A 24,542-nucleotide genomic window follows, 5' to 3' on the forward strand; every position below is an offset into this window, starting at 1 on the left:
ATGGGTTTCGTTGAGGCGCTCGACCGCATGAAAACGTACGCGTTGATCGCCTTCCCGCCCATGAAGGCGACGCTCGCGGTGTTGCAGGCGACCGATCCCCTGAAGACTGCCAAACAGCAACAGCACCCGTCGTACGGACTCCCGATCGCCATCGGCTCGGTCATGTTCATCACCATGTTGATCATCGTGTCAAGCGAGGGCGCGCCCTTCGTGAATCCGTGGGATTCGCTGTGGACCTTCAAGCTGGCGCTTCAGATCAAGCCTGAATTGCAGCTCGCCGTGCTATTCCGGTGCAGCTTGTACGTGCTGCTCGCAGGTGCGGTGGGCTATGGCACCAGCATGCTCGCAGCCCGGCAACTCGGAGCCGGGTCGGCTGCGACGCGCAGGGCAACGCGCCGCCTGGCAGGCTACGCCGCACTGGGCGCGACAGCCACGTATGCGCTTGTCTCCCTGTTGATCGTCGCCGCCGGATGGCTTCTGGACGTGCTGAATATTTCCTTTTTTATCTTCGGATGGGTCACGGCTGCGTCCGTCGTCGTGCTTCCTCTAACAACCTGGGGAATTTCCAGGGTGTTCAGACGAACCGGGCTACCCGCCCGCATGCATATCCTGCCGCCGCTAGCGATCAGTATGGGAGCGGTGACCACCTGCATGATTGCCAGCTTGTTCATCTGGGATGAGCTCGAAGACGCATTCCTCATGCGAGGCCGCGAAGTCAACCGCGTACGGGCCGCGTCGATGTCCGCGCTGGTTCAGACCTGCACGAAGACACCGCAGGACATCGCATGTGCGGTCACCCTGTTCCCTGTGAAGTGGCAGGATTACGAGCTGATCGGTCCTTGGACGCTCGGCGAGGCGCAGCGCACCGGCTTTACAGCCCGGTTGCGGTGGCAACCGGCGAAAGAATCGGACCACGCTTTTGCCTACATCCGAGTCGAGCCCGGCAAAGACATCACTGTAGAAATCCGCATTGCAACGGAGGTAGCCTGCCATGCACAAGGGACACGCCTGACCGATATGGATCGCTTCTTCTCGGTACGGGGACGCGTTCTCGGGGAACAGCGCACCGATTCGCGCGACATACGCATGGTGGTCAACAATGCGGCGCCAACGTTCGCAGACATCCTGCAGCAAGCCTGCCTTGCGGGCGCCGGCCCATAGGCCCGCTTCGCATCCGAGGCGCAGCAGGCCTTTCCCGCGAGGCTGAGCCCATCCGGTCGTCCCCGGCGTCCAATCAGCTGGCCTGGGCCAGGCTGGCCCCGGCCTCTTCCATCTCGGCGATGCGCTGGACCACGTCGGCGAAGGCCATCGACTTGCCGTACAGCCAGCCCTGTCCATACTGCACCCCATGCTTGCGCAGGAAGTCTTCCTGCGCCTGGCTCTCGATGCCCTCCGCAATCATCTGCAGCCCGAGGTCTTTCGCCATGCGGATGATGTGGCCGACCACCTGGCTGGTCGGCGCGCCGGTGCCGATCGCTTCGATGAAGCTGCGGTCGATCTTGAGGTAGTCGACTTCGAGCGTTTCCAGGTACGACAGGCTCGAGTAGCCGGTGCCGAAATCGTCGATCGCCACCGCGAAGCCCTGGCGGCGCAAGGCGCCGGTGGTCTGGCGCGCCACCACCGGGTCGAGCATGCCGCGCTCGGTCACCTCGAGGATGATGTTGCCGGGCCGGGCCTGGATGCCCTGCACGGTCGCGCGCAGGCTGTCCAGGAAGCCGCTGGAATGGAAGTCGGCAGGCGCGACGTTGATCCCGACGTGGAACTCCGGGTGCGCGGCCAGGTAGGCGCCGGTATCGCGCGCCACCATCTGCAGCAACTGCTGGGTCAGGCGCTCGATCAGGCCATTCTGCTCGGCGATCGGGATGAACAGGTCGGGCATCACGATCTCGCCAGTCGGCCGGCGCCAGCGCAGCAAGGCTTCGACCCCGATCCAGGCGCCGCTGCGCAAGTCGACCAGGGGTTGGTACTCCAAGAAGAACTCGCGCCGGCGGATCGCGACCTTGACCGCCACCGGCAAGGACAGCTGCTGGCGCCCCAGGTACAGGATCGCCATTGTCAGCATGACGCCCGCGGCCAGGCCGGCGGGCACCAGCCGCAGCGACACATCGGCCGAACGTCCGTTCAGGTAGCGCACCGGCAGCGCCGCGACCGCGACCGTGCGGTAACGCTGGGAGCGCACCAGGGCCACCAGGTAGTCGCCGTCGACGAATACGGCCTCGCGCGCGGCGAGCCGCTTGATCCAGGCCGTCTCGACCGGGCCGCGCGCAATGATGGGCACCGGATTCTCCAGCGATAGCACGGCCAGTGCCACGTCCGGCTCGCTCTTGGCGGTATCGATGGCCAGGCGCTTGTGCAGGATGGCGGCAAAGCCGTTCCTCCCGACCACGATGAAGGAATCATTGGGTGCGAACGGGAAGCGCACGCTGCGCCTGATCTCGGCGCCGGCGGCGGTGACGTAGTCGACCGGGCCCAGTTCGAGCACGCCGGAAGGTCCGGCAATCGAGGAGCACAGCATGCGGTTGCCCACGACATGGCCCACCGCCTGAATGTAGCTCGAGGACAGGTCGGCCTGGCGCATGACATCGATGCTGGCCGGCGCGCACGGCGCCTGGCCGTGTTCCCTTGCAAGCCGGGCGGTTGCCGCGGCTACCTGGTCACCGGTCTCATCGGCCCGCATCATGACGTCGCGCGCATAGCCGAGGGCGTGCACGCTGACCGCATCGAATGCCTGCCGCTCCGACTCTTCGATGGCTACCCAGATCGGCAAGCCGATACCGGCAACGGCCACCAGCAGGGTCAGGATCACGGGAAACGTCTTTTTCATGGTTCCCTGCGGCGGGCATCAGTTGGCGGGCAGGCTGCGTTCCATACTACCGCTACCCGCCACGCGTAGCAAACACCACCGTCGCTGGGCGGCACATGTCGTGGTGATATTTCTTTACAGCATTTTTATGCTGCATAGCATCATGAAAATACTTAGCCGGCACTCCCGTGCACCGGCCCATTCGCCTTATCATGCTTGCCGCAAGTCACCTTACAAAGGGGTAGCGTTTATGAGTCAGAGTAAGCCTCTGTCGCTGCATGTACCGGAGCCTACCGGCCGCCCGGGCTGCAAGACCGATTTTTCGTATCTTCAATTAAGTCCAGCGGGCTCCGTCCCGCGTCCGCCGATCGATGTCGCGCCGATCGACACCAGCGGCATCGCCTCGTCCCTGATCAGCGTGCTCGACGCGGACGGCAACGCCGTCGGCCCATGGGCCCCCGAGCCGGACCGCGAGCTGTTCCGCTTCGGCCTGCGCACCATGATGAAGACCCGCATCTTCGATGCGCGCATGGTGATCGCCCAGCGCCAGAAGAAGATGTCCTTCTATATGATCTCGCTCGGCGAGGAAGCCCTCGGCACCGCCCAGGCGCTGGCCCTGCAGGACGGCGACATGCATTTCCCGACCTACCGCCAGCAAAGCCTGCTGTTCGCCAAGCAGGTGCCGCTGGTCGAGATGATCTGCCAGCTGCTGTCGAACGAGCGCGATCCGCTCAAGGGCCGCCAGCTGCCGGTCATGTACTCGGTGCGCCGCGCCGGCTTCTTCACCATTTCCGGCAACCTCGCCACCCAATACCCGCAAGCGGTGGGCTGGGCCATGGCATCGGCCATCAAGGGCGACACGAAGATCGCGTCGGCCTGGATCGGCGACGGCGCCACCGCCGAATCCGATTTCTCCACCGCCCTCACCTTCGCCCACGTGTACCGCGCGCCGGTGATCCTGAACGTGGTCAACAACCAGTGGGCGATCTCGACCTTCCAGGCGATTGCCGGCGGCGAGAGCGTCACCTTCGCCACCCGCGGCATCGGCAGCGGCATCGCTTCGCTGCGCGTGGACGGCAACGACTTCCTGGCCGTGCTGTCGGCCTCGCGCTGGGCCGCCGAGCGTGCGCGCAGCAACCTGGGCCCGGCCCTGATCGAATGGGTCACCTACCGCGCAGGTCCCCACTCGACCTCGGACGATCCGTCGCGCTACCGTCCGGCCGACGACGTCTCGCGCTTCCCGCTGGGCGACCCGATCGCGCGCCTGCGCCGGCACCTGACGAATCTCGGCTGGTGGTCGGACGAAGAGCACGAGGCCGTGCAGGCCGAACTCGAGGCCGAAATCCTCGCGGCCCAGAAGGAAGCCGAAAGCTACGGCATCCTGGGCGACGAGCGCGCGCCGAGCGCTGCGACGATGTTCGAGGACGTATACAAAGACATGCCGGAGCACCTGCGCCGGCAGCGCCAGGAACTGGGAGTATGAACATGGCACGCGACGATCAAACTCAAGACGTGGCCACCATGCCGATGACCATGATCCAGGCGCTGCGCTCGGCCATGGACGTCATGATGGAACGCGACGGCAACGTCGTGGTGTACGGCCAGGACGTCGGCTATTTCGGCGGCGTGTTCCGCGTCACCGACGGCCTGCAGGCCAAGTACGGCAAGTCGCGCGTGTTCGACGCGCCGATTTCCGAAGGCGGCATCGTGGGCACGGCGGTCGGCATGGCCGCCTACGGCCTGCGCCCTGTCGTGGAAATCCAGTTCGCCGACTATTTCTATCCGGCGACCGACCAGATCGTGTCGGAAGCGGCGCGCCTGCGCTACCGCTCGGCCGGCGAATTCACCGCCTCGATGGTGATCCGCATGCCTTGCGGCGGCGGCATCTGGGGCGGCCAGACCCACAGCCAGAGCCCGGAAGCCTTCTTCACCCACGTCTGCGGGCTGCGCACGGTGATGCCGTCCAATCCCTACGACGCCAAGGGCCTGTTGATCGCCTCGATCGAGAACGACGACCCGGTGATCTTCCTGGAACCCAAGCGTTTGTACAACGGCCCCTTCGACGGCCACCACGACCGTCCCGTCGTGCCCTGGTCCGGCCAGGCACTGGGCAACGTGCCGACCGGGTATTACACGGTCGAGCTGGACAAGGCCAACATCGTCCGCCCGGGCAATGACGTGACGGTGCTGGCCTACGGCACCATGGTGTGGGTGTCGGAAGCGGCGGCGCGCGAATCGGGCGTCGATGCCGAAGTGATCGACCTGCGCAGCATCTGGCCGCTCGACCTCGACACCATCGTCAAGTCGGTGCAGAAGACCGGCCGCTGCGTGATCGTGCACGAAGCAACCAAGACCAGCGGCTTTGGCGCCGAACTGGCCGCGCTGGTGCAGGAACACTGCTTCTACCACCTGGAGGCGCCGATCGAACGCGTCGCCGGCTGGGACACCCCTTACCCGCATGCGCAGGAATGGGCTTACTTCCCGGGGCCGGACCGCGTCGCGGCGGCCCTGAAGCGCACCATGGAGGCGAAATAAATGGGCATTCACGTCATTAAAATGCCGGACCTCGGCGAAGGCATCGCCGAAGTCGAAGTCGTGGCCTGGCATGTCCAGCCCGGCGACACCGTCAAAGAAGACCAGGTGCTGGCCGACGTCATGACCGACAAGGCAACGGTCGAGATCCCGTCGCCGGTGGCCGGCACCGTCACGAGCCTGGGCGGCGCGATCGGCCAGGCGATGGCGGTCGGCGCGGAACTGATTCGCCTGGAAGTCGCCGGCGCCGGCAACTATTCCGGGGACAAGGCCAGGCAGGAACCGGTCAAGACCGCAGCCGCGACGGCGCCGGCCGAAGAAGTCGGCGAGCCGCAGCTGGCGGCCGTGGCGCTGGCCGAAGCCGCAGCGCCTGCGCGCGCCCCGGCTCCGGCGCCGGCCCCGCAAAAACCGCAGCAGAAGGCGCACCAGCACGCCCCAGGCATGCGCGCGGAAGGCGACAAACCGCACGCCGCGCCGGCCGTGCGCCAGCGCGCCTGGGACCTGGGCATCGAGCTACAGTTCGTGCACGGCAGCGGCCCTGCCGGGCGCATCACCCACGCCGACCTCGACGAGCACGTCGCAGGTCGCCGCCAGGGCGGCCAGGGCGGCGGCAGCGACAACCGCTATGCGCAGCTGCAGGGCGAGCACGCCACGCCGATCATCGGCCTGCGCCGCAAGATCGCCGAGAAGATGCAGGAAGCGAAACGCCAGATCCCGCACTTCACCTATGTGGAAGAGATCGACGTCACCGAACTGGAAGCCCTGCGCGCCCAGCTCAACGCCCGCTACGGCGCCGACCGGGGCAAGCTCACCCTGCTGCCGCTGATCATGCGCGCCGTGGTGCTGGCGATCCGCGCGTATCCGATGATGAATGCGCGCTACGACGACCAGAACAACCTGCTCACGCAATACGACCCGGTCCACCTGGGCATCGCCACGCAGACCGAGGCCGGCCTGATGGTGCCGGTGGTGCGCCATGCCGAGGCGCGCGACCCCTGGGCCAGTTCGCAGGAAGTGGCGCGCCTGGCCGACGCCGCGCGCAACGGCAAGGCCACGCGCGACGAGCTGACCGGCTCGACCATCACCATCACCAGCCTGGGACCGCTGGGCGGCATCGTGACCACGCCGGTGATCAACCGGCCGGAGGTGGCGATCATCGGCACCAACCGCATCGTCGAGCGTCCGGTGATCCGCGACGGCGCCATGGTCGCGCGCAAGATGATGAACCTGTCGTCCTCGTTCGACCACCGCGTGATCGACGGCCAGGTGGCGGCGAAGTTCGTGCAGGCGATCCGCGCCTATCTCGAAACCCCCGCCACCATTTTCGTGGAATAGACAAGGCATGGAAACACTCAACACTACCCTCCTGATCATCGGCGGCGGTCCCGGCGGCTACGTGGCCGGCATCAAGGCCGGCCAGCTCGGCGTGCCGACCATCCTGGTCGAAGGCGCGCAGCCCGGCGGCACCTGCCTGAACATCGGCTGCATCCCGTCCAAGGCGCTGATCCACGCAGCCGATGAATTCTGCAAGGCGCGCAGTTACGCGGCCGAGACTTCGCCGCTGGGCATCACCGGTTCCGACCCGCGCATCGACCTGGACCAGACCGTGGCGTGGAAAGACGGCATCGTCAAGAAGCTGACCGGCGGCGTCGGCGCGCTGCTCAAGAAAAACGGCGTCAAGCTCGTCAACGGCTGGGCGACCATCCTGGATGGCAAGACGGTCGAAGTCACGCCCGACGGCGCCGGCGAAGCCACGGTACGCATCCGCTGCGAGCACATGCTGCTGGCCAGCGGCTCGGTCCCGGTCGAGCTGCCCTTCATGCCCTTCGGCGGCCCGGTCATCTCGTCGACGGAAGCGCTGTCCCCGGGCGGCGTTCCGCAGCGCCTGGTGGTGGTCGGCGCCGGCTACATCGGCCTGGAGCTGGGCACGGCCTACCGCAAGCTCGGCTCCCAGGTCACGGTCGTGGAAGCGGCCGACCGCATCCTGCCGGCCTATGACGCCGACCTGGTGAAACCGGTGGCCTCGGCCCTGGGACGCCTGGGCGTCGAGCTGCGCCTGGCCACTTCGGTGCTGGGGATGGACGACAGCGACGGGCAGACCCGGGTGCGGGTGCGCGACGCCTCCGGCGTCGAATCCCTGCTCGAGGCGGACCGCGTGCTGGTGGCCGTGGGCCGCAAGCCGCGCACGGTCGGCTGGGGCCTGGAAAACCTGATGCTCGACATGAACGGGCCCGCCATCAAGGTCGACAACCAGTGCCGCACCTCGATGCGCAACGTGTGGGCGATCGGCGACCTGGCCGGCGAGCCGATGCTGGCGCACCGCGCGATGGCCCAGGGCGAGATGGTGGCCGAGATCGTGTCGGGCAAGCGCCGCGCGTTCGCACCGAGCGCGATCCCGGCGGTATGCTTCACCGATCCGGAGATCGTGGTGGTCGGCATGTCGCCGGCGGACGCGGACAAGGCGGGCATCGAGATCGTCACCGCCAGCTTCCCGTTCTCGGCCAACGGCCGCGCCATGACCATCGAGAGCACCGATGGCTTCGTGCGCGTGGTGGCGAGAAAGAGCGACCACCGCATCGTCGGCTGGCAGGCCGTCGGCGGCGCCGTCTCCGAACTGGCGGCGGGCTTTACCCAGTCGATCGAACTGGGCGCCCAGCTGGAAGACATCGCCGGCACCATCCACGCCCACCCGACCCTGGGCGAGGCGGTGCAGGAAGCAGCCATGCGCGCGCTCGGCCACGCCCTGCACATCTGAGTTGTCCTGCTGCCGCCCGCCCGGGCGGCAGCATCTGGCCTTCCTGCCTGCCCGCCCCAGCCTGCCTACACGAGGAATTCGGGATAACCGTCCTTGAGCCTTATCCCATTTGCATAAATAGCGTGCATACCGAATAATATTGGCATACGCACGCGTCGCGCCGAATTTGCGCATTTCACCATGCCATGCAATAATCGCGGCCCTGCGAAGTCCGCAGGAAAAAAACAGAAAAGGTTTACATCATGTTCAAGCAAATCGCAGCTGCAGCAGCCCTCGTCATCGCTTCGTCGTCGGCCTTCGCCGCCGAACCAGGCCGCTTCTACGTCGGCGCCGACGTCGGCAAGACCAAGATCGACGACGCATCGGGCCGCGCCACCAGCGCCGGCGTGTTCGCCGGCTACACCTTCGTCCAGAACGTCGCCGTCGAAGCCAGCTTCCGCCGCCTCGGCGAGTACACCGTGACCGCCTTCGGCGTGTCGGGCGACCTCGACGTCGACCAGGCCGCTCTGTCGGTCGTCGGCACCCTGCCGCTGAGCAACGGCTTCAGCCTGCTGGGCCGCCTGGGCTACAACCACCTGGAAGCCAAGGTCAACGTGCGCGGTTCGCGCGCCGATGAATCGACCTCGGGCGCCGTGATCGGCCTGGGCGTCGGCTACGCGTTCACCCCGGCCGTGTCGGCTCGCCTGGAACTGCAAAAGCCGGCCAGCGACACCACCAACCTGAGCGTTGGCGTCGCCTTCCAGTTCTAAGCAGCATCGAGCAAGCGCTGCCCATGTGGCAGCGCCGGCACCAAGAAAAAAACCCGGCTCGCACCGGGTTTTTTTCATGCGGCCGCGAGTGCGGCCCTGGGCCGGCGCGCCGTCGCCAGCACGGCGCCGAGCGTGAGGGCCGAGTCGACCACCGCCTCGATGCCCGGCCGGTAGCCGTCCTCGATCCAGCGCAGGGCGATGTGGATCACGCCGCCGACCACGCCGGCCTGCAGCAGCTCGTCGTGCGGGGCGCCCGGCGGCGCCACGATGCGGGCGACTTCGCGGCCGATCGCGCGCAGGGCCGCATCGAAGGCCAGGTCCACCGCCCGGCTCACGCCGCGGATCTCGACCAGGAAGACGCGCGCCGATTGCGGTTCGCGCTGCAGGGCCGCGAAATACGCGTGCAGCATGGCGCGCGAGCGCGCGATGCGCCCGCGCCCTGCCGCCTCGGCGGCGCGCGTGATCTCGCCCAGCACGGCATGCGTGACGGCGTTGAAGGAATCGATCAGGAGCGCCTCGCTGTTGGCGAAGGATTCGTAGAAGTAGCGCTCGGTCAGGCCGGCCTGATCGCACACCGCCTTGACGGTGGCCTGGTGGTAGCCGCGTTCGCCGTAGACGGCAATGGCGGCCGCCATCAGGCGCGAGCGGCGCTCGGCGCGCCGTTCGTCCTGCGACAGGCCCCGGTAGGAGCGCGTGGTGGTCAGCTCAGCTTTCATGCCGACATTCTACACAGAAACTTGTCATATCAATTATGACAATGCAGAGTGTCAGCATCGGGCTGCCGGCAACCGCGATTCAGCGCCTTACCGGTCGGTGATGGGCGCCATGCCGGCGCGGAGGTAGACCAGCACGCCCGGCGCAGGTGGGCGCGATGGAATCAGCGTTGTGGGTTTGCTTCCTTGTCCGCGCGCCCGCCCCCGTCTTCCTTGCCTTGGCGGTCCTCCTGCCCCGATTGGCGGTTGCCGGCGCCGCTGCCGGAACGGCTGGCGATGCCTTCCATGCCGGTCTGGATCTCGCCGCTGAAACTGCCGCCGCCGAAGCCCTGGTCGGCTTCCTGGTCGGCGGTATCGCCGGCCAGCAGGTCATCGGTGCGGCTGTCGCGCTGCTCCGAGCCTTGCTGCTCGAGCTTGCCCGCGTCGCCGGTGCCGCCCACGCCCATGCTGCCTGCGCTGCTGGTGCCGTTCTTGGTGACCTGGTCGTAGTTGCGCCCTTTGGCGTCCTTGCCTTCGCTTTGCATCGACATGCTGGCCTCCTTTAATGAATTCAGAAGGACATGATAGTCCTGCACGGGGCGCGCACGAATAGGCCCCGGCCCGCGCCGCCTGTAGGATCAGGCCGTCCCGGAAGGCTCGCTTCCGGGGCCCGGCGGCCGTAGGAACCTGGCACGCGCCCAGGCTGCGATTACGCGGATCGTACAGCTTGGCAATGTCGCAATGTACAATCCGGGTTTCCCTCCCTTGCCTTGCTGCCCATGACTTCAGACCTGCGCGCCCTGGTCGTGTTCGCCGACCCTTCGCTGCACCGCTCGCGCATCAGCCGGCGCGTGGCCGACGCCATTTCCAGCCTGCCCGGCGTGACGGTGCAGGACCTGTACCAGCTCTATCCCGATTTCTACATCGACGTGCGGCGCCAGCGCGAGCTGGTCAAGGCCGCGCCCCTCATCGTGTTCGTGTTCCAGTTCGGCTGGTATGCGATGCCGGCGCTGCTCAAGGAATGGTTCGACACCGTGTTCAAACCCGAATGGGCGTTGCGGCAACCCGGCCCGCTGGCGGGCAAGGCTGCCTGGGCGGCGGTGGCCGCCAGCGGCGCGCCGGACGACTACCGCGCAGGCGGCGTGCATGGCCGCGCGCTGCCGGACTACCTGGCCCCGCTGGAGCAAGTCGCGCGCAGCTGCGGGATGCGCTGGTTCGAGCCGCATGTGTTCTACGGCGCCGACCGGAGCGACCCGGACGCCGCCGCGCGCCATGCGGCGCAGTTGCATGCGCAGCTGGCGCTGCACGCCGGCATCGACCTGGATGCACCGGCGGGAGGCGCGCATGGAGCATAACCTCCTGATCAACGCCCTGGTCTACCTGCTCGCGGCGGTGATCGCCGTGCCGATCGCCAAGCGCCTCGGGCTGGGCTCAGTGCTCGGCTACCTGCTGGCCGGGATCGCCATCGGTCCCTGGGGACTGGCCCTGATCCGCGAAGTCGAGACCATCCTGCATTTCTCCGAATTCGGCGTGGTGCTGCTGCTGTTCGTGATCGGCCTGGAGCTCGAACCGACCCGCCTGTGGGCGCTGCGCCGCTCGATCTTCGGCTGGGGCGCGGCGCAGGTCGCCGGCGTGACGGTGCTGCTGCTGCTGGCGGCGGTGCTGGCGGGGATCGGCTGGAAGACGGCCTTGATCGCCGCGCTCGGGCTGTCGCTGTCCTCGACCGCGATCGCGCTCACCACCATGCAGGAGCGCAACCTGATCCCGACCCCGGCCGGCCAGGCCGGCTTTTCGATCCTGCTGTTCCAGGACATCGCGGCGATCCCGATGATCGCCCTGGTCCCAGTGCTGGGCGTGGCCGATTCGCATCCGGACGCCGGCTGGATGGGCGTGCTCAAGGCAGTGGCCGTGATCGGCGGCCTGGTGGTCGGCGGGCGCTACCTGGTGCGCCCGATGCTGCGCTTCATCGCCCGCACCGGCATGCGCGAGATCTTCACCGCCTTTGCCCTGCTCCTGATCATCTCGATCGCCCTCCTGATGGCGTCGGTGGGCATGTCGATGGCGCTGGGCGCCTTCATGGCCGGCGTGCTGCTGGCCGATTCCGAATACCGCCACGCGCTGGAAACCGACCTCGAACCCTTCAAGGGCCTGCTGCTGGGCCTGTTCTTCATCGCGGTGGGCATGTCGGTCGACTTCGGCGTGTTCCTGGCCCAGCCCATGCTGATCGTGCTGGCGGCGCTGGCCTACCAGGCCATCAAGCTGTTCATGCTGTGGGCGCTGGCGGCCCGCTTCGGCATGGCCGGGCGCCAGCGCGTGCTGTTCGCCTTCCTGCTCTCGCAGGGCGGCGAATTCGCCTTCGTGGTGTTCGGCGCGGCCGCCACCGCGCGCGTGTTCGACGAGCAGACCGCGTCGATGCTGGTGGTGATCGTGGCCCTGTCGATGATGGCCACGCCGCTGCTGCTCATCTTGTACGACCGGGTGCTGGAGCCGCGCTGGCAGCGCCTTCACAAGCGCGAGACCGACGCCATCGACGCCAACGAGGGACATGTGATCATCGCCGGCTTCGGGCGCTTCGGCCAGATCGTCGGGCGCCTGCTGCACGCCAACCAGGTGCCGCTGACCATGCTCGACCACGATCCCGACCAGATCGACACCCTGCGCGAATTCGGTTTCAAGGTGTTCTATGGCGACGCCACCCGCACCGACCTGCTGCATGCCGCCGGCGCGGCCCATGCGCGGGCGCTGGTGCTGTCGGTGGACGGCATCGAGGACAGCCTGAAGCTGGCCGCGGCCGTGCGCGCGGAATTCCCCGACCTGCCGATCCTGGCGCGCGCCCGCAATGTCACCCACTGCTACCAGCTGATGGACCTGGGGGTGACGATCGTGGAACGGGAAACCTTCGAGTCGGCCCTGATGCTGGGCCGGCGGGTGATGGAGGAACTGGGCTTCGGCGCCTATTTCGCGCGCCAGGCCGCGATGCGCTTTCGCGAGCACAATATCAAGAGCGTGCACGAGGTCTATCCCTACTACCGGGACCGCGAGCAATTCGTCTCGATGGCGCGCCGGGCGCGCGAAGAACTGCATGCGATGTTCGAGCGCGACTTCGTGGCCATGAAGCGCGACCGCGACGACGAGCGCGACCAGTAAGCCCGGCGCCGGGTCAGCGGGTCGAGGACACGTCCTGCAGGGCGCCGTCCGGCGCGGCCGCCATCACCCGGTCGCGCCCGCCGCGCTTGGCGCGGTAGAGCTGGGTGTCGGCCAGCGCGATCAGCGCCTGTACGTCGAGCGGAGCGCCGGCATCGATCATGGCCACGCCCACGCTGACCGTGCAGCCCCGGGGCAGCCCGGGCAGCGCCGCGGTACGCGCGGCGAAGCGCTGGCGCACCAGTTCGGCCAGCTCGAGCAGCGAGCGCCGGGTGCAGGCTTCGGCGACCACGCAGAATTCTTCGCCGCCCCAGCGCGAGGCGGTGGCATGCGCATCGCTCACGCCGAGCAGCACCGCGCCCATCGCGGCCAGCACCTGGTCGCCCGTTTCATGTCCGTGGGTGTCGTTGACCTTCTTGAACTCGTCGACGTCGAGCAACAGGATCCCGACGGCGCCGCGCTCCCCCGGCTGGCGCGCCAGCAGGGCGTCGAAGGTGCGCCGGATGCCTCGCCGGTTCAGCAGGCCGGTGAGCAGGTCGTGGTCGGCCGCGGAGCTCACCTCCGACACCAGGCGCAGCATGATGAGCAGCATCAGCATCGAATTGCCGATCACGGCGCTGAGCAGCGCCCCGGCCCAGCTGATGGTGTTGGCGATCGGGAGCTGCGGCGCGCCGTAGTCGAAATCCAGGGAACTGGTGACGACCAGGCCGCCCTGGGCCAGGGCCGTGAAACCCTGCAGCAGGGCCACTGCGCCGGCCACGTAGAAGGCCTTGCGCGAGAACGCATCCGGATAGCGGAACATGATCCAGGCCGAGCCCAGGTTGAACACGGCCTGGTAGGCGCACAGGGTGCCGATGCGCCAGGCCGTATCCGGATGGACGAAGGTGAAGGCGACCGTCAGCACCACCGCCACCGCGGCCGCCGCCGGCAACAGCAGGCGGCTGTGCGAATGCCGGCAGAAGTCGAGCGTCCCGGTCAGCATGTAGGCGTGGCCGATGCCGAAGGGGATGTTGAAGAACAGCGACGCCCAGCGCCAGTCGTCGATCAGGCGCGGGCCATCGAGCACGGTGGCGAAGCCGAAGGCCAGGCAGCCGACCGCCCAATAGCGCACGCCGGCGATCTGGCGCGCCAGCACGCCGAGCGCGAAGAACATCGCGCTGGCGGCCAGCGACACCAGGCCCAGTACCGTCGTCAAGGTTGGCTCGTCGATCGTCATCGCCACGTGTCCCGGAAAATGTCAGCTACTCCCTGTCTACCAGACTAGACCTAGTATGCGACAGGCGCCCATTCCGCCCCGCCACGTTGGCAAAACACTACTGCGGCCGCGCTGGGCGGACCCAGTACACCCGAAACAGCGCGCCAGGTGTCGTAATTTCGCCCAGCATGGGTAGTTTCCATCGGGAAATGGTTATACTCGGACATGCGCCCTTGTCACACACACGCTCCCGATCGTTTCCAGGCGGCCCGCGCCGCGCACCTGCCACTACCGTGAACCTCATCGCCCCCCTGCCGGACGCGCTTGCACTGCTCGCCGCCGAGAATTCAGCGCTGATCGACAATGCGCTCGACCTGATGGTCGTGCTCGACGCGGGCGGGCGCATCCAGCGCGCGAATGCCGCCGCGCGCGCCTTGCTCGGCTATGCGCCGGAAGAACTCGTGGGCCGCCACTACACCGACCTGGTCCACCCGGAGCAGCATGCGCTGGGAATCGCCTTCGAAGGCGGCCTGCGCACCGTCGATCCCGAGCGCTCGAACGTCGCGGTGCGCGTGTGCCGCAAGGACGGCCGGGAGGTGCTGATGTCGCTGTCGGCGCGCTGGTCGCAGGCGCATGGGCGCATGTACCTGTCGGCGCGCGACATCACCGATCAGCAGCATGCCCGCAAGGCCTTGCTGCGCTCGGAGGCGGCGCTGGGCAGCATGCTGGAAAGTATCGGCGACGCCTTCTTCGCCGTCGACAGCAACTGGCGCCTGACCTACGCCAACCGCAAGGCGGGCGACTTCGTCGGCGTCGACCCCGCCGCCGTCATCGGACGCCAGCTGCTGGAGGTGGCGCCCGACCTGGAGCATTCGCAGGCCCTGCCCCGCTACGTGCTGGCGATGGAGACGCGCCAGCCCGACACCTTCGAGGTTTACTGGGAGCCGCACGCGCTGTGGATCGAAGTGCGGGTCTACCCGAACGCGGATGGCATCTCGGTCTATTTCCACGGCATCGACGCCAAGCGCCAGGCCGAGCAAGCGCTGCGCAAGAGCGAACAGCGCTTCCGCAACCTGTTCAACCAGGCCGGCGACAGCGTCATGATCGTCGATGCCGCCCTGCGTATCGTCTCGGTCAACGACCAGGCCTGCGCGCGCTTCGGCTATGGCCGCGACGAATTCCTCGGCCGCCAGGTCACCGAGGTCAACTTCGGCTTGCCCGGCGGGCATGCGGTGCTGGCCGGGCTGCGCGCCGGCCAGGCCCAGCTGCTGCGCATGGAGAAACGCTGCAAGGACGGCAGCCGCTTCCCGGCCGAAGTGCAGATCTCGCGCTTCGACGACGACGGCGAAGAATTCTTCCTGGCCGTGATCCGCGACCTGAGCGACCGCGAACACGCCGAACGCCAGCTGCGCGAGAGCGAGCAGCGCTTTCGCGAAGTGATCGAGATGACCCCGGCCGGCTACCTGGTGGCCAGTCCCGACGGGCTGCTGCGCGACGTCAATCCCGCCCTGTGCGCCCTGGCGGGCTATCCGCGCGAGATGCTGCTGTCGCTGCGCTTGGCCGACCTGTTCGTGTCCTTCCCGCTGGCGACCCTGGGCGCCGACGAACCGGCCACGGTGCAGGGCCTGGAAGCGGTGCTGCGGCACCGCAATGGCTTGCACATCCACGTCCTGTTCAACGGCAGCATCAAGCGCGGCGCCGACGGCCAGGCGCTGGCGCTGACCGGCCTGATGACCGACATCACCGGGCGCAAGGCCGCGGAGACCCGCCTGCAGCAGCTGGCGACCCACGACACCCTCACCGGCCTGCCCAACCGCGCCCTGCTGGGCGAACGCGTGCAGCAGATGCTCGACGGATGCGCCTACGGCGGCGCGGTGGCCGTGATGTTCCTCGACCTCGACCGTTTCAAGGAGGTCAACGACTCCTTCGGCCACGAGATGGGCGACGTGCTGTTGTGCGAAGTGGCCGCGCGCCTGCGCCGCGTGATCCGTCCGGACGACATCATCGCGCGCCTGGGCGGCGACGAATTCGTGGTGGCCGCCTACTGCGCCACCGGCCAGCCGGCCGCCGCGCGCATCGCCGACAAGCTGCTCGAGGTGCTGACCGCGCCGGTAACGGTGGGCGGCATCGACATGATCATCGGCGCCTCGATCGGCATCAGCATGTTCCCCCGGGACGCGCAGACGCGCGAGATGCTGTTTCAGACCGCCGACACGGCGATGTACCGCGCCAAGGGCTCGGGGCGCAACCGCTACCGTTTCTTCGAGCCGGAAATGACGGTGGCCACCCAGGTGCGCATGGCCCTGGAAGTGTCGCTGCGCCCGGCGCTGGCGCGCGGCGAGTTCGAGCTGCACTACCAGCCGCGCATTGCGCTGGCCGGCATGGAGCTGGTCGGCATGGAAGCCCTGATCCGCTGGAACCATCCGGAGCGCGGGCGCGTGCCGCCGCAGCAGTTCATCGCGATCGCCGAGGAGACCGGCCTGATCGTCGATATCGGCCGCTGGGTGCTGTTCGAGGCCTGCACCCAGACCCGGCGCCTGATGGATCAATACGGGCGCCCGATCGCGGTGTCGGTCAACGTGTCGGCGCGCCAGCTGGCGCAGCCGGCCTTCGTCGACGAAGTGCGCGCCGCGCTGGCGCACACCGGCCTGCCACCCGATTGCCTGGAGCTGGAGCTGACCGAAAGCGCCCTGATCGAAGACATCGAGCACACCGCGAAGATGCTGCGCGAACTCAAGCGCCTGGGCATCGGCCTGGCGGTGGACGACTTCGGCACGGGTTTCTCGAGCCTGGCCTACCTGCGGCGCTTCCCGATCGACGTCCTCAAGCTCGACCGCTCCTTCGTGACGCAGCACGACGAAGACGTCTCCAGCTTCGACTTCATCAAGGCCTTCGTGGACATGGCGCACGCCCTGAACATGGCGGTGGTGGCCGAAGGCGTGGAAACCGGCGAGGTGCTGGACCTGCTGCGCGCCGCGCGCTGCGACCAGGCCCAGGGCTACCACCTCGCCCGCCCGATGCCCCTGTCCGAGCTGCGCACCGTCATCGAAGCAAGCAACGCCCCACCAGCGCCGACGCACTAACACCCCCCGGGGTCAGGTCTGACATTCGGACACGGACTCAGCTGACACAAGACGCGGCTCGAAAAGCCCTCCACCCCGGGGTCAGGTCTGACATTCGGACACGGACTCAGCTGGCGCAAGGCTGGGCTCGTGTCCGAATGTCAGACCTGACCCCGATTGGCCGATTGGTTCAATGAGGAAGTGTTGCCGCGCAATTTTCATGGCTTAGGCAGGGACAGCTCGCGGGTTCGTAAGAATTGACGAGGCCTCGCCTCAGCATTCCTGAAGCAAGGCCCTCCGAATCTACCGATTGGTATCGTTTCCCCTGCCGGCGACACAAGCACCACCTGGAATCGTTGTACGATGCGCCATCGAGTTCAGGCAAGGATGGCATATGAAAACGAAGATGGCGGCGCTGGGTGGCAGCCGGCTGGAAGCGATGTTGCGCCCGGCCGGCGAACCGCCCTGGATGCCGGTCAGGCCTTGAAAAGGATCCCGGCGATGCCGATGCCTGTCGACGCCCGCATGGTCGAGGACTTGCGGCGCTTTAACCGCAAGCTGGCCCTCATGCCGCGCGTGCGCTACCGCCACCGCATCACGCCCTTGCTCGGGCAGGCGCTGCTGCGCCTGACCCAGCTCGGGGCCGACGCGCGGCTGCGCCGCAAGGGCATCCGGGTGCAGTCCCACATGGCCTGGGCGGACGGAGTGCAGGTGCCGGTGCGCGTGCTGCGCCCTGCCGGGACGCCGCGCGGCGTGGTGCTCGACATCCACGGCGGCGGCTGGGTGATCGGCAATCCGGAAATGAACGATGCGCTCAACGCGGACATCGTGCGCGCCTGCAATGTGGTGGTGGTGTCGGTCGGCTACCGGCTGGCGACCCAGGCGCCGATCGCGGCAATGATCGGCGATTGCCTGGCCGCCGCCACCTGGCTGCTCGGGGACGGGCTACCCGGCTGCGCAGGCCTGCCGCTACTGGTGTTGGGAGAATCGGCCGGCGCCCACCTGGCCGCGGCCATGCTGCTCGAACTCAAGAGCCGGCCCAGGCTCCTGCACCGCATCGAAGGCGCGGTGCTGTATTACGGCGTGTACGACCTGGCCGGCAGCCCGAGCGTGCGCGCGGCCGGGCCGGACACCCTGGTGCTGGACGGCCCGGCCATGCTGCCCGCCCTGCACCTGCTCACCCCCGGCATGAGCGACGCGCAGCGGCGCGCGCCGCCGCTGTCCCCGCTCTACGGCGACCTGGAAGGCATGCCGCCGGCGCTGATGTTCACCGGCGGGCGCGATCCGCTGCGCGACGACACGCTGCAGATGGCGCAGCGCTGGTCCGCGCATGCCCCGGTCGAACTGGTCGACCTGCTTGAAGCGCCCCATGGATTGATTCATTTCCCCACCGAGATGGGCCGCGCGGCCTGCCTGCATGCGCAGGCCTGGATCGATGCGCGCCTGGCGCAGGCGCATGGCGCCCAGACCGGGCACGCCCGCGCGGGCTAGGCGGCTAGGCGACCAGCCCCGCCGGCGCCGGCTGGCGCGTGAAGGTCGGCCCGACCGTCGTCGGCCGGTCGCCGTTCCATACCAGCCGGTCGATGCACATGCGCCGCCCCGTCATGGCCGTATCCCAGGCGTGGTAGACGATCCAGTCCTGGCTGCCGTCGGGCGACTTGGTGAAGGAGTTGTGGCCCGGCCCGATCACCTGGCCGGGCCGCGAGCTCATCAACAAGGCCGCTTCGCTGCCCTCGGGACGCGTAAACGGCCCGAGCGGATGGTCGGCCACCACGTAGCTCACGCCATAGTTCTCCTTTTCCCAGGCCCCGCCGCTATAGAAGCAGTAGTACCTGCCGCCGTGGATGAGCACCGAGGCGCCTTCGACCGTATGCCAGTCGTAGACGGCGTCGTACATCGCCCGCCCCTTCTTGAACAGATGCCAGTCGGCATGCGGGCGCGCGACCGTCACCGGCTTGCCTTCCAGGCGGTCCATGGCCAGCAGGCGGTCGACCACGATGCCGGTGCCGATGCGGTGGTCGCTTTCGAATTCCAGGAAGTCGACGCAGTAGTACAGGTACCACTGGCCGTCGGCGTCGCGGAAAGGATGGGCGTCGATCGAGAACGGCTGGTCGGGCACCAGCGGCACGCCGCAATCGGTGAACGGGCCGATCGGGTCGCTGGCCACCGCCACGCGCAGCTGGTGGCGCTTGCCTTCGCTGTCGCCGGACGAGTAGTACAGCCAGAACTTGCCGTCATTGAAGGCGACTTCCGGCGCCCAGAAATGGTCGTCTCCCGCCACCGACAAGGCATAGCCGGCGCGGTGCCAGTCCACCAGGTCGTTCGACACCAGCACGGGGAAGCGTCCGCCGCCGGGGCCGTCGGGCGCGGTGCCGTAGGCGAAATACCGCCCCTCGTGCTTCAGCACGAAGGGGTCGGCCATGATCTCCGGGAACACCGGATTGCTGTAGGTCTTCTGCATCGTCTTGCCTTTACAACTGGTAGCGCAGGCTGACCCCATAGGTGGTCGGGTTATAGCGGATGTCGCGCGGACGGATCGGGTCGCCCAGGTAGCTCTCGTAGCGCTCGCGCGTGAGGTTGACCGCGTCCAGGTGCAGCGACAGGTGCTTGCTCAGCGCGTAGCCGATGCTCAGGTCGACGTAGGTCGATTCTTTCACATATCGGTCCTGGCCGAAGCGCGGTTCGGCGATCTGCTCAACGTACTTGCCGCGGCGGGTGGCCGCCAGGCGCCCGGTCCAGCCGCTGCGCTCGTACAGCAGCGCGAAGTTGAAGCTCTGGCGCGCCACGCCGACCAATTGAGTGGTCGTGAAGGCGCCGCTGTCGAAGCCGGTGCGGGTCTGGTTCTCGCCGTCGATCCAGGTGTAGTTGAACTGCGCGCCCAGGCCGCTCCAGGCCCCCGGCAGGAAGTCGAAGAATTTCTGGATGCCGAATTCTACGCCCTTGAGCTTGCCCTTGCCCGAGTTCTGCGGACGGTTGACCCGGTAGTTTACGCCGTTGATGCTCTCGTTCTGCTCGAAATTCTGCAGGTAGCCGTCGATATCGCGGTGGAACAGCGCGACCTGGACGAAGCCGTTGTCCGGGAAGTAGTACTCGAGCGTGGCGTCGCTGTTGATCGACTCGGTCGGCGCCAGGTTCGGGTTGCCCGACGATCCCGTGCCCGGCGCATTGACGGTCGGCGGAATCAGCGACAGGGCCGGGTTCAGTTGCGAGAACTCGGGACGGGTAATGGTCTTGCCGATGCTCAGGTGCGATTGCAGGCGGTCGGTCCAGTTCACTACCGCCGACACGTTCGGCAGGAAGTTGGTTTCATCGCTGTCGACCTCGATCGGGGTGACGACGTCGCCGATCCGCTGGTTGCCCTCGAGCTTGCGGTCGACCTTCACCAGGCGTCCGCCGATATTGCCGGTCATGCCGATCGACCCCAGCGCGGCCTTCCAGCGCGCGCCCAGGTGCAGGGTGGCGGTGCGCTCTTCCTGTTCGAACAGGCGCATCGGGTCGTCCGGCACCCGGCCCAGGGGCTGGCCGTAGAATGCGCGCACGGTGTCGGCCTGGTGGATCAGGAATTCGCGCGAGGGGGTGTACCAGGGACCGGCCAGGCGGTCTAGGCCCGGCACCAGGGTCTGGAAGCTGGGCCCGAAGGCGGCGATCGGCGACGGGCGCACGGCGCCTTGCAGGTCGTTGGCACGCTCGCCGCTGTGGTAGCTGACTTCGCGCGCGGACAGGCGCACGCCGCCGGTCAGTGCGGTGAGGAAGCCGTCGCCCTTGAAGCGGTAGACGGCGTCGCTGCGGAACTGCGCCTGCTCGCCGCGGTTCTCGCCCCAGCTCTGCACCATGCCGCGCAGGACGAACTGGTTCGGGTCGCGCAGCGCCGCGCTCGAGGTCGGCGTGGTGATGCTGTTGTAGCCGCCATGGCCGTCGCGTCCGTAGGTGTAGACGGAGGAACTGGCGCCGGGGATCTGCTGGTCGACGATCACCCTGTCCTCGATGAAGTCCGAGCGCGTGAAGGCCAGGTTGGTGTCGACCGACAGCGGACCCTCGCGGTATTTCAGGCCGAAGTTCAGGAAGTGCGTATCGGTGCGCTCCTTGACGCCCCAGGTGCTGGTGGCGGTGTACGGGTCCCAGTCGTAGGGGCCGCCGAAGCGCGCGGCGGGCGCGCTGGCCGCCTGGATCGGGCAGATCACCCCCTGGCGCGTGTTGCAATAGTCGCCCTGCGGCGCCAGCACCACATTGGTCAGGCGCGGGGTCCAGGTGGCGATGTTCAGGATGTAGTCGACTTCGTGCTCGCCGCGGTAGCCCATGCCCAGGTACTGGGTCGAGAATTCGAGCGCAGGGCTGATCTTCCACTGGAAGGCCGCATGCAGGCTGCCGCGTTCGCGGTCGCCCGCGTTGTAGATGCCGCCGATGTTGGGCAGCTCGCCCAGGCGGTCGCCTGCGCGCAGCGGCGCGATCGGCTGGTCGTCGTTCAGGCGGGTGGCGGTGCCGTCGGGGCTGACCGAGAAGATGCGGTCGGGCCGGTCCACCCACTGCACGGGGAAGGTCCAGCTCTCCTTGTTGTAGGCCAGGTCGACCAGCACGCCCATCTCGCCCACGCCGGTCTGCCAGCGGTTGCTCAGCAACAGGCCGCCGCCCGGGTTGTTGTTCTTCTTGCTGCCTTCGCTGCCCTCGACCTGGCTGCGGCGGTTTTCCAGGAAACCGGTGACCGTATAACCCTTGAAGTCGAAGGGCGCGCGCAGTCGGATGTTGACGGCGCCGGCGATGCCGCCCTCGAACTGGTTGGCGGTGGCGGATTTGTAGACATCCAGGCCCGCGATCGACTGTACCGGCAAGTCCTGGTAGGACAGGCGGCGGCCGGTGCCGGTGAAGATCTCGTTGCCGTCGATGGTCGTGGCCACGTCCGGCAGGCCGCGGATGATGACGGAATTGGTCTCGCCGCGGTCGCGGCCCACCTGCACCCCGGCGATGCGCTGCAGGGCGTCGCCCGCCGCGCGGTCGGGGAACTTGCCGATGTCGTCGGCATTGATCGAGTCCACCACCTGCTCGGCATCGCGCTTGATCTGCTCGGCCGAACGGATCGCGCTGCGGATGCCCGTCACCTGGACCGTGGCCACCGTGCCGGCCGGCGCAAGCGCCGCGGCGCCTTCCTGGCCGGCCGTGCGCGCGGCTTCCTCGGCGCGTGGTTCGGCAAGCGGGTCGCCCGTCGCCTGGGTGGTTTGGGCGCCGGCGATACCGATGTGGGCGCACAGCAGCAGGACAGCCGCACAGACTGGGCGGACTTTCAAGGTGGTCATCGAGGTCTCCTGAGATTCTTGGCCGTACCTGCGTCCACCGGGGTGGCGGACGGGCCTGCCGATATTGGATTCATTATTAGTCATAATTTATGACCAATATGACAAACCTAGCCGAAAATGCACCGCGGTGGCGCACTCAAGAACCGGGTCAAACCGCGGGGTTTGGGGCCACCGAATCGCGCTCCACCAGAGGGCAATCCATCTTCATGCTGGTGCGCCGGACCACGCCGCCATTGACCTGGGCGATCAAACTTTCTGCGGCCCATCTACCCATTTCGTAGTTTGGTAACAACACTGTCGTCAGCGGCGGCTGGGTGTAGCGCGCGATGTCCTGGTCGTCGTAACCAACCACCGAGACCTGCTGCGGCACCTCCAGGCCATGCTCGCGCACCGCTTCCAGCGCGCCTACCGCCATCAGGTCGTTGGCGCAGAACAGCGCGGTCGGCGGGTCCGGAAGCGAGAGCAGCGCCAGCGCATGCGCGTGGCCGGTGCTGACCTGCCAGTCGCCTTCCCGCACCAGGCTTGCGTCGAACGGGATGTCGCGCGTCGACAGGGCCTGGCGATAGCCCTTCAGGCGTTCGGCCGCGGCCTCGATCCAGCCTTCGCCGTTGACCAGCCCGATGCGGCGGTGGCCGGCGTCGAGCAGGTGCATTGTCGCGGCATAGCCGCCCATGACTTCGCTGGGCACCACCGAGGAATACTGGCGGTCGCGCGTATGACAATTCAGGAGCACGGTCGGCACGGGCGCCAGCCGCGCCGGCACCGTCACGGCGCGCGTGAAGATGGTGGCGTAGACCACGCCCAGCAGCGCGGGACTTGCCAGCAGCCGGTTGAGCACCGCGCTTTCGTATTCGGGGTCGCTGCGGGTGGCGAACACCGACAGCAGGCAATCGTGCTCCCAGGCCGCGTCGCGCGCGCCGTCGATGGTCTGCATCGCGTGCGGACTGGTCGATAGCTCGTCGGTGAGATAGACGATCAGGTTGCGCGCCAGGGGCGGCTCGGCATGGCCGTGGCGATCGACCGGGTAGCCCAGCTCGCGCGCGATGCGCAGCACGTTCTGGCGCGTCTCGCTGGAGACCTTGGCGCCGCTCATGTGGTTGATCACGAGCGACACCGTTGACTGCGACACGCCGGCCAGCTTGGCGATGTCGGTCATGGTGGGGCGCCGCGCGCGGCCTCCCCCGCCGCCCTGGTTCATCGCTCAGCCCCTGCCGGGCATGCGCGGCAGCGCCGCGCCGTCGGCGTCGAACAGGTGGCCGTGGCCCGGATCGAAGGCGAGCAGCACGCGCGCGCCGTGGCTTGGGGCCGGCTCGTCGGCGCGGCACTTGACCGACACCATCTCGGGCACGCCGTCGGCCTGCACATACACGATGGTGGTGTCGCCCAGGTATTCCACCAGGGTGACGGTCGCGGGAATGCCGCCCTCGACGCCATCCCGGGTCTCGATGCGCAGGTGCTCGGGCCGCACCCCGAGCGTCACGGGGGCGCCCGGCGCGGCGCGGGTGGCGTCGGCCGCGACGTGCACCATCGCGCCGCTGGCCAGCCGCACATAAGCGGCATGACCCTCCTCGCCCGCCAGCGCGCCGGGCAGGAAATTCATGCGCGGCGAGCCGAGAAAGCCCGCCACGAAGCGGTTGGCGGGACGCTCGTACAGATCCAGCGGGGTGCCGGCCTGCTCGATATGGCCGCCATTGAGGACCACGATCTTCTGGCCCAGGGTCATGGCCTCGACCTGGTCGTGGGTCACGTAGATCATGGTGGCGCCCAGCTCGCGGTGCAGGCGCGCCAGCTCGACCCGGGTCTGTCCGCGCAGCGCCGCGTCGAGGTTCGAGAGCGGCTCGTCGAACAGGAAGACCTCGGGCTTGCGCACGATGGCGCGGCCGATCGCCACGCGCTGGCGCTGCCCGCCCGACAGCGCCTTGGGACGCCGCTCGAGCAGATGGCCGATCTGGAGGATCTCGGCGGCGCGCTCGACGCGCTCCCTGATCTCGGTTCGCGGCACGCCGGCCAGCTTGAGGGCGAAGCCCATGTTCTCGGCCACCGTCATGTGCGGGTACAGCGCATAGCTCTGGAACACCATGGCGATGCCGCGGTCGGCAGGCCGCACCTCGTTGCAGACGCGCTCGCCAATCTCCACCGTGCCCTCGCCCACGTCTTCCAGGCCGGCCACGATGCGCAGCAGGGTCGACTTGCCGCAGCCCGAGGGGCCGACCAGCACCACGAATTCGCCATCCAGAATATCCAGGTCGATCCCCTTGAGCACGGGATTGCCGTCGTATTGTTTGGTGATGCCTTGCAGGCGTACAGATGCCATCGAATCTC

General features: G+C 67.8%; 18 protein-coding genes. 10 read left to right on the forward strand and 8 right to left on the reverse strand.

The window, feature by feature from the left end; all coding sequences use genetic code 11:
- Positions 1-1,161: a hypothetical protein gene (locus AC3XQU_RS03900; RefSeq protein ID WP_489872829.1), complete on the forward strand. Its 1,161-nt coding sequence runs from the start codon at positions 1-3 to the stop codon at positions 1,159-1,161.
- A 73-nt stretch (positions 1,162-1,234) separates the two neighbouring features.
- Here AC3XQU_RS03900 and AC3XQU_RS03905 read toward each other — a convergent pair whose 3' ends face one another.
- On the reverse strand, positions 1,235-2,824 hold the full coding sequence (locus AC3XQU_RS03905; protein ID WP_489872830.1) for an EAL domain-containing protein: 1,590 nt from the start codon (positions 2,822-2,824) through the stop codon (positions 1,235-1,237).
- Between the two features lie 229 nt (positions 2,825-3,053).
- On the opposite strand from AC3XQU_RS03905, the gene AC3XQU_RS03910 reads away from it, so the two are divergent.
- The 5 genes from AC3XQU_RS03910 (at position 3,054) to AC3XQU_RS03930 (ending at position 8,839) form a co-directional block, all read left to right on the forward strand.
- Positions 3,054-4,286 carry a 3-methyl-2-oxobutanoate dehydrogenase (2-methylpropanoyl-transferring) subunit alpha gene (locus tag AC3XQU_RS03910; RefSeq protein WP_489872831.1) on the forward strand — a complete coding sequence of 411 codons (1,233 nt, stop codon included), beginning with the start codon at positions 3,054-3,056 and terminating at the stop codon, positions 4,284-4,286.
- 38 nt (positions 4,287-4,324) lie between these two features.
- Positions 4,325-5,338 carry an alpha-ketoacid dehydrogenase subunit beta gene (locus AC3XQU_RS03915; RefSeq protein ID WP_489873199.1) on the forward strand — a complete coding sequence of 338 codons (1,014 nt, stop codon included), beginning with the start codon at positions 4,325-4,327 and terminating at the stop codon, positions 5,336-5,338.
- Positions 5,339-6,670, forward strand: coding sequence for a dihydrolipoamide acetyltransferase family protein (locus AC3XQU_RS03920; protein WP_489872832.1), 1,332 nt, complete (start codon positions 5,339-5,341; stop codon positions 6,668-6,670). It abuts the gene before it with no gap.
- Positions 6,671-6,677: 7 nt separating this feature from the next.
- A complete protein-coding gene (lpdA, locus tag AC3XQU_RS03925) occupies positions 6,678-8,090 on the forward strand; it encodes a dihydrolipoyl dehydrogenase (protein WP_489872833.1) in 1,413 nt (470 codons plus the stop codon).
- A gap of 242 nt (positions 8,091-8,332) precedes the next feature.
- Complete coding sequence (locus AC3XQU_RS03930; RefSeq protein ID WP_489872834.1) at positions 8,333-8,839, forward strand: porin family protein; 507 nt, start codon at positions 8,333-8,335, stop codon at positions 8,837-8,839.
- A 74-nt stretch (positions 8,840-8,913) separates the two neighbouring features.
- Here the strand turns inward: AC3XQU_RS03930 and AC3XQU_RS03935 are convergent, their stop codons facing one another.
- Positions 8,914-9,555, reverse strand: coding sequence for a TetR/AcrR family transcriptional regulator (locus AC3XQU_RS03935; RefSeq protein ID WP_489872835.1), 642 nt, complete (start codon positions 9,553-9,555; stop codon positions 8,914-8,916).
- A gap of 161 nt (positions 9,556-9,716) precedes the next feature.
- On the reverse strand, positions 9,717-10,082 hold the full coding sequence (locus AC3XQU_RS03940; protein ID WP_489872836.1) for a hypothetical protein: 366 nt from the start codon (positions 10,080-10,082) through the stop codon (positions 9,717-9,719).
- A 228-nt stretch (positions 10,083-10,310) separates the two neighbouring features.
- On the opposite strand from AC3XQU_RS03940, the gene AC3XQU_RS03945 reads away from it, so the two are divergent.
- The gene (locus AC3XQU_RS03945) at positions 10,311-10,886 is read left to right on the forward strand and encodes an NAD(P)H-dependent oxidoreductase (RefSeq protein WP_489872837.1); all 576 of its coding nucleotides are present in this window, start codon (positions 10,311-10,313) and stop codon (positions 10,884-10,886) included.
- Positions 10,876-12,678, forward strand: coding sequence for a glutathione-regulated potassium-efflux system protein KefC (gene kefC / locus AC3XQU_RS03950; RefSeq protein ID WP_489872838.1), 1,803 nt, complete (start codon positions 10,876-10,878; stop codon positions 12,676-12,678). Before AC3XQU_RS03945 ends, kefC begins: the two co-directional genes overlap by 11 nt.
- 13 nt (positions 12,679-12,691) lie before the next feature.
- Here the strand turns inward: kefC and AC3XQU_RS03955 are convergent, their stop codons facing one another.
- Positions 12,692-13,891 carry a GGDEF domain-containing protein gene (locus AC3XQU_RS03955; protein WP_489872839.1) on the reverse strand — a complete coding sequence of 400 codons (1,200 nt, stop codon included), beginning with the start codon at positions 13,889-13,891 and terminating at the stop codon, positions 12,692-12,694.
- 272 nt (positions 13,892-14,163) lie between these two features.
- Here AC3XQU_RS03955 and AC3XQU_RS03960 point away from each other — a divergent pair, with 272 nt between their 5' ends.
- Positions 14,164-16,953 (forward strand): EAL domain-containing protein, encoded by a 2,790-nt coding sequence (locus AC3XQU_RS03960; protein ID WP_489872840.1) that lies wholly within the window; start codon positions 14,164-14,166, stop codon positions 16,951-16,953.
- 480 nt (positions 16,954-17,433) lie between these two features.
- Entirely contained in the window at positions 17,434-18,423 is a 990-nt protein-coding gene (locus AC3XQU_RS03965) for an alpha/beta hydrolase (protein ID WP_489872841.1), read from the forward strand.
- A 4-nt stretch (positions 18,424-18,427) separates the two neighbouring features.
- Here the strand turns inward: AC3XQU_RS03965 and AC3XQU_RS03970 are convergent, their stop codons facing one another.
- From AC3XQU_RS03970 to AC3XQU_RS03985, 4 genes are all read right to left on the reverse strand, one after another.
- Complete coding sequence (locus AC3XQU_RS03970) at positions 18,428-19,393, reverse strand: glycoside hydrolase family 43 protein (protein ID WP_489872842.1); 966 nt, start codon at positions 19,391-19,393, stop codon at positions 18,428-18,430.
- Positions 19,394-19,403: 10 nt separating this feature from the next.
- Complete coding sequence (locus AC3XQU_RS03975; protein ID WP_489872843.1) at positions 19,404-22,220, reverse strand: TonB-dependent receptor; 2,817 nt, start codon at positions 22,218-22,220, stop codon at positions 19,404-19,406.
- A 148-nt stretch (positions 22,221-22,368) separates the two neighbouring features.
- Positions 22,369-23,418, reverse strand: a complete 1,050-nt coding sequence (locus AC3XQU_RS03980; protein WP_489872844.1) for a LacI family DNA-binding transcriptional regulator — start codon at positions 23,416-23,418, stop codon at positions 22,369-22,371.
- Positions 23,419-23,421: 3 nt separating this feature from the next.
- Complete coding sequence (locus AC3XQU_RS03985; protein ID WP_489872845.1) at positions 23,422-24,534, reverse strand: ABC transporter ATP-binding protein; 1,113 nt, start codon at positions 24,532-24,534, stop codon at positions 23,422-23,424.
- Positions 24,535-24,542: the final 8 nt, after the last annotated feature.

It is taken from the genome of Telluria sp. AZSoR62, assembly GCF_058111565.1.